Source organism: Longimicrobium sp., assembly GCF_036280135.1.
Taxonomy (GTDB): domain Bacteria; phylum Gemmatimonadota; class Gemmatimonadetes; order Longimicrobiales; family Longimicrobiaceae; genus Longimicrobium.
The window spans coordinates 1-9,491 of the sequence record NZ_DASURI010000798.1 but is presented as its reverse complement, the minus strand read 5'-3'; the positions used below and the strand labels follow the sequence as shown (position 1 = coordinate 9,491).

The window sequence follows — 9,491 nt, the reverse complement described above, 5'->3', positions numbered from 1 at the left end:
GGTTCGTACGGGGGGCAGGCCGGAACCGCATTCTCACACGGGGCCTGCGGCCAACGGGGTCAACGGTTTCGACTCCAGTCCCAAAGTCCGACGGCCGATCCAGATCCCGGTTTCGGGGGGTAGTTGGATGTGTCCCGAGGCTGCGATCGCGCGTCCAAGCGCATTCTCCGAAAGCCGAGTTTTCCACCGGGAGCGCGGGTCTGACTTCTTAGACCGGACTCGGGTTCTTTTGATCCGTTACCGTTATCTCCGTTGGCCGCAGGCCCCGTGTGCAATTCTTCCGTAGAGCTGTCCCGCGCGCGGCGGTCCGCTCTGGTTGGGGATGGAGGGCAGCGGATATCATCATCCGCATGGAACCGACCCATCCTTCCGCCGCGCATCACGTCCTCCTGGGGCTGGGCGCCAACCTGGGCGACCCCGTGGCGCAGCTCGCCCGCGCCGTGGAGATGCTGCGCACCCACGTCCACGTCGACCGCGTGTCGTCCGTCTACCGCACGGAGCCCGTGGGGCACGCGGACCAGCCGGAGTTCCGCAATCTCGTCCTTGCCGGACGGACGGCGCTGGAGCCCCTGGCCCTGCTGCGCGAGATGCAGCGGATCGAGGACGCGCTGGGCCGGCGGCGCACCTTCCGCAACGCCCCGCGGACGATCGACGTGGACCTGCTGGCGTACGACGGCCGCGTGACGGACACGCCGGAGCTCGTCCTTCCCCACCCGCGGCTGCACCTGCGCGGCTTTGTCCTGCATCCCCTCGCGGAGATCGAGCCGGGGTGGGTGCATCCCGTCCTCCATCTGTCCGCTTGGCGCCTGCTCGCGGACGCCACCGGGCTGGAGCGCGTGGAGCGGATGGGGCCGCTCGACGCGTAGGTGCAGCGAGACGCTTCCCGCGCGCATATTCGAAAGCAGCGTAAAAAAGGTCGATACGAGAAAGTGACTGCGGCGGATCGTCTGAATTCAGCCTTGATGGTGCCCGGGTTCATCCTGCATCCGATTTCCTTCGGTTCCGTAAGTGTTTGAGAATACCGCATATGTGCGTGAACGGGACACCACGTGAATTTATTTGCGCTTGACGGACTCTAAAAGAGCGGTGAGATTCCCGGTGCCTATTCCATCGGGCCAACCTCTCCCTCTCATGCGGTACATGCGTATCCAATCCCCCCGACTCGGGCTGTGCCTGGTGCTGTCGGCGCTTTCCCTGGCGCTGCACCCGGCACGGACCGAGGCACAGACCACGTGCACCACGCGCACCGACTGCGTGGACAGCAATCAACCGTTCACCGATCGTCCCCCGGTGGTGAGCATTCAGCTCCCCGCCGACACGGTCACCTCCCCCCGACAGACGGTCACCTTTACCTTCGCTGATGACTTCGGCCTCAACGCCGGCACGGTGACGTACTCCGTCCTGGGCGGCTCGCTGCTGACAACGCCCGCGTGGACGTGGAACAAGGAATCCACATCGGCTTTTGCCGTCGGTGAGCTGAACCTGGCCCCGGGCGCCAACTCGGTCGAAGCCCAGGTGTGCGACAGGGCCGGCGCCTGCCGCATGGGGGTGGGGTCCATCTACTACAAGACGCCGCCTCCGGCCCCGGCGCCGCGCGTGGCCGCGGCCATCAACACCTCGGTGCATCGCGTGGAGGCCCGCAACCTGGCCACCTGCGACGGCTGCTCGGAGACGGTGATGACGTACAGCATCCCCGCGTGGAGCAGCGTGGACCGGGAGAACACCGTCACCCTCTTCTACTCCACGCACCAGGCCGACCCCCGCGGCTTCGTCGACGTGGAGGTGAACGACACGGGCACGGACCCCGCGCCCACGATGACCATGCAGGTGCAGGACGCGTTGGGCGCGCTGGTGACGCTGGACAACGGCACCACCACGCAGCACTACCGCACGGGTGCCGGCATCAGCCGGCTGGCGGCATCGTGGCCGGCGGCCGACAAGGCCACGGGCATGTACACCTACACGCTGATCATCCGCTCGCTGTGGCCGGACGGTGACAGCCGCGAGTCGCGCGCGACGGTGAAGGTGCCCATCGTGAACGAGCAGAACAGCCCGTTCGGGGTGGGCGTGACCATCGCGGGCTACGAGCGCGTGCACGCCCAGGCCGACGGCGCGCTCATCACGGACGGCGCCGGCGGCATCCAGTGGTTCGCCAAGACGAGCTGCGACACCAACAACATCTGCCAGTACCAGTCGCCCCCGGGCGACCAGTCGCGGCTGGTGGGGATGAACGGCTACTGGGACCGGTACTACGAGGACGGCGGCTTTTCCGAGTACTGGGGCACGGGCCGCATCATCTTTCGCCAGGACCGCTTCAAGTGGCGCACGACGTACCACTACGACGGTTCGCTCACGCGGCTGGAGGGCATCAGCGACATCATCAACCAGCGCGCCAACCTGGCGTACTACCCGGGCGGGTACCTGGAGTCCATCACGGACCCGTTTGGCCGCAAGGCCACCATCGGCTACGCCAACGTGGCGTGGGGCCGGGTGTTCGCAGCGGACGGCAGCCGTCAGCTGGAGATGTCGTACGACACCCGCAACCGCCTCACGGGCTGGTACGACGCCCGCAACGGCTACACCGACGTGACGTACGACCCCGCCTCGGGCAAGCGCAGCCGCGTGGAAGGCCCGCCCACCAGCGACGGGGTGACGAGCGGACGCCAGACGGTGCTGGTACGCTCGCGCGAGGCGACGCTGCTGCCCCTGGCGGGCACGGGCACGGCCGCGACGCCGGCCCGCCGCGTAACGGCCGACTCCGTCGCCACGGTGGCCATCAACCCCCTGGGGCAGGCGACCCGCGTGATGGTGGACCCCTTTGGCCTGGCCACCCGCATCGCCATGCCGCTGGACACCACGCGCATCACGCGCAACGCCCGGGGGCAGATCACCAGCGCCTCGGACGGCAAGGGAAACAGCCGGAGCTACACCTACTCCTCGTCGTTTCCGTACCGCACGACAGGCGTGTCCATGCAGGGTCCGGACGGCAGCATGAGCTACGACCTTTCGTACGGGGTGTTTGGCTCGGTGTCGCGCCTGCGGGTGAACCCGAACGGGCTCACGGCGGCGGTGACCTACGACTTCGTCCTGGACAGCGTGGGCCGGGCCACGACGGTAAAGCGCAACGGGACGGTCGTGGAGACGGCCACGTTCGAGGGGCCGCGGGTGCTCACGCGGACGGACGCGGGGGGGCACACCAGCACCTACACGTACCAGTCCGCCGCGCCCAACAACCTGAGCTCCGTCACGTCGGGCGGCGTGACCACGCAGTATCGCTACGACGCGCTGGGACGCTCCGTGCAGCGCGTGACCGCCGGGGCAGCGTCGGACTCGGTGGGCTTTGACCTGCTGAACCGTGTGACCTACCGCCGCGATCCCGCGGGCGGCGTGACGCGGACGGGGTTTGCCGGCAACGGGGTGGACGTCTCCGAGATCATCGACCCCCTGAACCAGCGCTACGGCTGGGTGCACGACGCGGCGGGCGCGGTGCTGCACCAGATCGACCCGGCGGGCGACAGCGTAAGCGCCGCGTACTTTCCCGCGACGGGGCTGCTCCGGTCGCTCACCACCCGGCGCAACCAGGGGGTCTCGTTCACGTACGACGCGGAGGGGCGCGTCCGGACCCGCACGGCGGACGGTGCCACGACCACGTGGTCGTACGATCCCGCGCGCCGCTGGGAGGCGGTGGAGACGCCGGCCAGCCGCGACACCCTTCGCTACGACTCGCGCGGCAAGATCACGGAGTCGGTCACGTGGCGCGACGGGCGCCGCTACGGCATCCGCCGCACCTACACGGACCGCAACCTCCCCGACAGCGTGGTGGTGGCGGGGCCGTGGGGCACGCGTGGCTACGTGTACACGTACGACGCGTACGGCCGCCTGGACGGCCTGCGGGACTATGCGGGCAAGTGGACGCGGATGTACCTGAACGACGAGGGGATGATGGACAGCGTTCGGCTCCCCACGGCGGGGAACATGCGCCTGTCGTTCTCCGTGTCGCCGCGGCACCAGCTGCTGAGCGTGAAGGGCCCGGTGGCGCTCTCGCACGAGTACCGGTACACCGGCCGCGGGCTCCTGCGGGTGGACAGCACGCAGAACGTGAACTATCCCCTGCGGTGGCACGCGTACGCGTACGACGCCCTGGACCGTCTGAGCAGCTGGACGTTCCACATGTACGTGGTGCGGCCCTGCATTGGCCGCGACTGCGCGCCCACCCTGAAGGACTCGGTGGCGCAGCAGGCCACCTTCCTGTGGGATTCGGTCGGCAACCCGCGCGGCGCGACGCTCGGCGCCGGCAACCGGCTGCGGTCGTACGCGGGCTTCTCGATGGACTACGACGCGGACGGCAACCTGGTGCGCAAGTACAACGCGAGCGGCTGGGACCAGGCGCTCACGTGGAACTCGCTGGGCCAGCTCACGGGCGTGAGCCGCACGGGCGCGGCCTCGGTGACGTACGCGTACGACGGGTTCGGCCGCCGGGTCAAGCGCACGGACGCGTCCACGGGCGCCGTCACGCACTTCATCTACGACGGCGACGACCTGGCGCTGGAGGTGGACGGGGCGGGGAACCTCGTCCGCGAGTACACCTACTACCCCGGGACGGACCGGCCGCACAGCATGCGCCAGTGGGCAAACGGCGCGGGCGGCGCGGTGTACTACTACGTCACCCAGGAGCCCGGGCACGTGCAGGCGCTGGTGAGCGCCACGGACACGCTCGTGAACCAGTACCGCTACACGCCCTTCGGCATGGCGTTGAACGGGGTGCCGGCCCCCGGCACGCCCAACCCGCTGCAGTTCATGGCGCGCGAGCTGGACGCGGGCACGGGGCTGTACTACGTGCGCAACCGCTGGTACGACCCGCAGGTGGGCCGCTTCGTGAGCGAGGACCCGATCTGGCTGGCGGCCGGCCTGAACCCGTATACGTTCGTGGAGAACCGGCCCACCATGCTGCGCGATCCCTCGGGGCTCAGCTCGGGGTGCGTGTACGGACGGGTGCCCACGACGGATCCGCACTACGGCAACAGCTACTGGGAGTTCAACCACAACGGCCAGGTGTGGTACGGGCAGACCAGCGGCGGCTCGGTGGTGCTGTGCCCCAAGGGCGGAGGCGGCGGTGACGGCGGCGCGGGCGCGAGTGGCGGCGGCGGAGGCGGGGGCAGCGGTGGCTCCAGGGGGGGGCGCGCGTCGTTCTCGGACCGGTGCCATGCCGTGATGGACGCGCCCGCTCCCGAAGCGTCCGGACCGGTGATGTTCGGCAGCCTGAGCACCACCGTGGCCGCGGGGCTGGGGGGATACCTGTCGGGCGTCGGGTTCTACTTCACGGGCTCGGGCGACTACGGGTTCTCGCAGACGCAGGGCGCGGCCGCGGGGATCGATATCAGCGCCGACGCCCAGATCGGGATGGCCAGCAGCATGAGCGCGTACGCGGGCGGGGCCTACTTTGCCTGCGGCGGGGGGCCCGGCGTGGGTGCCTGCGTGGGTGGCAGCTCCAGCGGCGTGTTCATCAGCGGCGGCCCCTCGTGGGGCGTGCCGGCCGTGAACGGCAGCATCGGCGCCTCGTACACGCAGACGGTGTCGCTGCGGCAGATCATCGCCGACGCCATCTGCCGCTGACGCGGCCGGTGGTTTCACGGCCCGGGGGCGCTGGACCGGCCCCCGGGCCTTTCTACCGGAACGGATGGATGACTGACTACGTGCTGGTGTTCGACGCCGGCGCGGCGCCCCTGGTGCGCGCGACGGACTTCGTGGGCCTGGGGCTGCTGGCCTTTCTGGGCGTGGCGCTGTGGAAGGCACGCGGGCGCCGCGCCGGCGTTTCGCCGCCTCCCGCGCCCTTCGGCAACCCCGCCGTCCTTGCCGCCCTGGCCATGTTCGTGCTGCTGGCCATGGGCGTGATGGCCGGGTCCCGGTACGTGGGGACCGTGCATCTGCGGGAGCGGCTGCGCGATGGCGAGTACGCGCGGGTGGAGGGGGTCGTGGAGGACTTCGTCCCCGGCGACCGCGAGGGGCATCGCACGGAGCGCTGGAGCGTGCGCAGCGGCGGCCGTACCTACCGGTACGCCTACCGTACGTCCCAACAAGTTCCCGGCTTTCACCAGGCCGGAGGCCCCGTTCGCGAAGGGCTCCGCGTCCGTGTCGCCGACGTGGATGGCCACATTGCCCGCCTGGAGGTTGAACGATGAGGAAGATGGAAGTGCGTTCGTGGCGCGTGGCTCTCGCCACCATGCTCGCGCTCGCGGCGTGCGGAGACGCGGACGTGGAGAAGGCTCCCCCGTCCCGCGCCGACGGGGTGCCGGCCGCCGGACGCCCGGTGGCGCAAGGCGCGGCACCGCACGAGACGCGGGGGCGTGATTCGGCGTCGCTTCCCGGCGGGATCCGGGCGGACGGCTCCCGGGCCACCGTCGTGCGGCTGGCGTCCGGGGACAGCGTGGAGATGGTGGCCGTGGGTCCGGCGGTGGTTCCCAACCAGCCCGCGGGCGTCATCGTGACCTACCACCCCTTCTTTGTCCCCCAGGAGGACACCGCCCGCGCCGTCCGCGTGGCCGGGGAGCTGTGGCACGCCACGGTACGTCCAGGGCTTCGTGAGCCCCTTCCGCCGTTCGTGGTGCTGCAGGCGACCTCCCGCCGCGCGGGCCCCATCCGGGGCGCCTTCACCGAGTCCACGTTCGGCGTGGTCGTGGAGCGGCGGGAGGATGGAAGCTGGTACCGCTTCAACACCTCGACCGTGATGGAGTAGCGCGGCGGACGGGCGATGGCGGAGAACGGGTGCTCCCGGCGGGGGGCACCCGTCGTTCTTTCCCACAGGTGGGGGACGCATTCCCCCGGCCGCACGGCGCGGGAGTTGCTTTCCGCTGCTACGGCGCTGGAGCGCGCCGAACCCCTCGGCCCGCTCCCCCGGCTTGCCCCGGTGCGCCCGTCCGGCTAAGCTCCCCGGTCCGGACGCGTCCCCATTCCCGCAGGCGCGGAATGCCCCGGCCCCAGGACTACACCGTCGGCGTAGAAGAAGAGTACCAGCTGCTGGACGCGGTCACGGGCGAGCTCCGCAGCCGTGCCCGCTACCTCATCGCCGGCGACTGGGCCGACGCCCTCAAGGCCGAGATGCAGGAGCACACGGTGGAGGTCGAGACCGGCGTGTGCGAAGCAACCGCCTGCATACGCGACGACCTGGCCCGGCTGCGCTTTACGGCCGCCGTGGCCGCCGAGTCGCAGGGGCTGCGCATCGCGGCGGCGGGCACGCACCCGTTCAGCCCGGCGGAGGGGCACGGCTTCAACCCCGCGCCCGTGTACCAGGAGCTGCGCCAGGAATACCGGCGCCTGGCCGAGTCGCAGGCCATCTTCGGCATGCACGTGCACGTGGGCGTGCCCAGGGGCACGGACCGCGCCCGGGTGACGAACGTCGTTCGCCTGCACCTGCCCCTGCTGCTGGCGCTCACGGCGTCGTCGCCGTACTTCGAGGGGCGCGACACGGGCCACGCGTCGTACCGCTCCATCCTGTGGCGCCGCTGGCCGCGCACGGGCGCGCCGCCGCGCTTTCGCGACGACGCCGAGTACGCCGCCCTCGTGCGCTGGCTGGTGCAGGCGGGGCGCATCGACGGGCCGGGACGCATCTACTGGGACCTGCGGCCGCACCACGTCTATCCCACCGTGGAGGTGCGCATCCCGGACTGCACGCCGCGGCTGGAGGACGCCATCGCCGCCGCCGCGCTCACCCGGGTGATCGTGGCGGGCGCCGCGGAGGGCGTGCTGGACGACACGCCCCTGCCGGACCCCCTGGTGCAGACGCTGCTGAGCGACAACGCGTGGCGGGCCAGCCGGTACGGCCGCGAGGCGGAGCTGGCCGACATGGAGTCCGCCGCGCCAAGGACGGTCACGGTGGCCGGTGCCGTCCTGCGGCTGGCGGAGCGGCTGGCGCCCGTGGCGGAGGCGCTGGGCGAGGGCGAGGAGCTGGCGCGGCTGCCGGAACTGCTGGCCCGCGCCGGCGCGGCGGAGGCCATCCGCGCGCGGGTGCGGGAAACGGAGGGCGACCTGGGGCGCGTGGCGCTCTGGCTCGCGGACGAGACGGTGGTGGGCGCGGGGATGGACCGCCGCGCGCGGCTACGAATCCAGGAAACGGTATGAGCACGCCCCACAGGGTGAAGGTAGCGCTTCCCGAGGCCAACTCGCGCGGCTACGAGGTGCTGGTGGGCTCCGGCCTCTTCGGCAGCCTGGCCTCCATCCTTTCCCGCTTTTGTCCCGCGCACCGCTACGCCGTCGTCACGGACGACCACGTGGCGGAGCTGTACGCCGTGCGCCTGTCGCGCATGCTGCACGGCGCCGGCTACCGCACGGACGTCTTTGCCTTCACGGCCGGCGAGGAGCAGAAGACGCGCGAGACGTGGACGCTCGTGACCGACGCCATGATGGAGGCCGGCTGCGGGCGCGACACGGCCCTGATCGCGTTCGGCGGCGGGGTGCCGGGTGACCTGGGCGGCTTCGTGGCGGCCACCTACATGCGCGGCCTTCCGTTCGTGCAGGTGCCCACGTCGCTGCTGGCCATGATCGACGCGTCCGTGGGGGGCAAGACGGGCGTGGATACGCCGGCGGGCAAGAACCTGGTGGGCGCGTTTCACCAGCCCAACTGCGTGATCATCGATCCCGAGCTGCTGTCCACGCTGCCGGAGGAGCACCTGCGCGCCGGGCTGGCCGAGGCCGTCAAGCACGGCGCCATCGCCGACGCCGAGTACCTCGCCTGGATCGAGCAGGAGGCCGACACGCTGCTGGCCGGCGACGCGCAGGCCCTGTCGCGGCTGATCGTGCGGTCCGTGGAGATCAAGGCCGAGATCGTGGCCAGGGACGAGAAGGAAGTAGGCCCGCGCAAGCTGCTCAACTTCGGCCACACCATCGCGCACGCCATCGAGGCCCTGAGCGGCTACTCGCTGCTGCACGGCGAGGCCGTGGCCGTGGGGATGGTGGAAGAGGCGCGCATCGGCGAGCGGTCCGGGGTGACGGCGCCGGGCACGTCGGCGCGGCTGCGCACGATCCTTTCGCGGCTGGGCCTGCCCACCTCGCTGCCCATCGACTTCTCGGCGGACGACGTCATCGGGCGCACGCGCACGGACAAGAAGGCGCGCAACGGGCGCGTGGAGTACGCGCTCATCCAGGACGTGGGCACGCCCGTGTCGCGCGAGGGCCGCTGGGGCCACCCCGTGGCCGACGAGACCGTCGCCGAGGTGCTGGCCGGCGCCAACGGCAACCGCTGACGCGCTCCGGCGCTGACCCGCGTCGGGGAACGCGCCGTACGGCCGAAGCGCGACGCGTGACGGCGCCCTGTCGGCGCGAAGCGCAGAAACGCGACGCGTGATCCGTCCCTTGCCGTCATTCTGAGGGAGCGCGTCGTGGGACTCGGCGGGTGCACGGTACGTCCGCGCGACCGAAGAATCGGGTCGCGCCGCGGTACGGACCCGCCCGGGCACGGGCCCACGGCCGGGACAGGGCGCACGGGCGAGATCCCGCAC

6 protein-coding genes are annotated in these 9,491 nt (G+C 71.1%); all 6 read left to right on the top strand.

Annotated features, from left to right (window positions below):
* The first annotated feature begins 350 nt into the window (after window positions 1–350).
* The 6 genes from folK to aroB all read left to right on the top strand — a co-directional run bounded on the left by folK (window position 351) and on the right by aroB (window position 9,236).
* Window positions 351–866, top strand: a complete 516-nt coding sequence (gene folK, locus VFZ20_RS25775) for a 2-amino-4-hydroxy-6-hydroxymethyldihydropteridine diphosphokinase (protein ID WP_329686837.1) — start codon at window positions 351–353, stop codon at window positions 864–866.
* Between the two features lie 274 nt (window positions 867–1,140).
* Complete coding sequence (locus VFZ20_RS25770; RefSeq protein ID WP_329686836.1) at window positions 1,141–5,613, top strand: RHS repeat-associated core domain-containing protein; 4,473 nt, start codon at window positions 1,141–1,143, stop codon at window positions 5,611–5,613.
* A gap of 68 nt (window positions 5,614–5,681) precedes the next feature.
* Window positions 5,682–6,179: a hypothetical protein gene (locus VFZ20_RS25765; protein ID WP_329686835.1), complete on the top strand. Its 498-nt coding sequence runs from the start codon at window positions 5,682–5,684 to the stop codon at window positions 6,177–6,179.
* Window positions 6,176–6,733 carry a hypothetical protein gene (locus VFZ20_RS25760; RefSeq protein ID WP_329686834.1) on the top strand — a complete coding sequence of 186 codons (558 nt, stop codon included), beginning with the start codon at window positions 6,176–6,178 and terminating at the stop codon, window positions 6,731–6,733. Before VFZ20_RS25765 ends, VFZ20_RS25760 begins: the two co-directional genes overlap by 4 nt.
* A 230-nt stretch (window positions 6,734–6,963) precedes the next feature.
* The gene (locus tag VFZ20_RS25755; protein WP_329686833.1) at window positions 6,964–8,115 is read left to right on the top strand and encodes a carboxylate-amine ligase; all 1,152 of its coding nucleotides are present in this window, start codon (window positions 6,964–6,966) and stop codon (window positions 8,113–8,115) included.
* Window positions 8,112–9,236 (top strand): 3-dehydroquinate synthase, encoded by a 1,125-nt coding sequence (aroB, locus tag VFZ20_RS25750; protein ID WP_329686832.1) that lies wholly within the window; start codon window positions 8,112–8,114, stop codon window positions 9,234–9,236. The genes VFZ20_RS25755 and aroB overlap by 4 nt, the downstream gene beginning before the upstream one ends.
* Window positions 9,237–9,491: the final 255 nt, after the last annotated feature.

Coding starts and splice junctions, on each gene's coding strand:
- folK (WP_329686837.1), top strand. CDS start 351: ATGGAACCGACCCATCCTTCCGCCGCGCATCACGTCCTCCTGGGGCTG.
- VFZ20_RS25770 (WP_329686836.1), top strand. CDS start 1,141: ATGCGTATCCAATCCCCCCGACTCGGGCTGTGCCTGGTGCTGTCGGCG.
- VFZ20_RS25765 (WP_329686835.1), top strand. CDS start 5,682: ATGACTGACTACGTGCTGGTGTTCGACGCCGGCGCGGCGCCCCTGGTG.
- VFZ20_RS25760 (WP_329686834.1), top strand. CDS start 6,176: ATGAGGAAGATGGAAGTGCGTTCGTGGCGCGTGGCTCTCGCCACCATG.
- VFZ20_RS25755 (WP_329686833.1), top strand. CDS start 6,964: ATGCCCCGGCCCCAGGACTACACCGTCGGCGTAGAAGAAGAGTACCAG.
- aroB (WP_329686832.1), top strand. CDS start 8,112: ATGAGCACGCCCCACAGGGTGAAGGTAGCGCTTCCCGAGGCCAACTCG.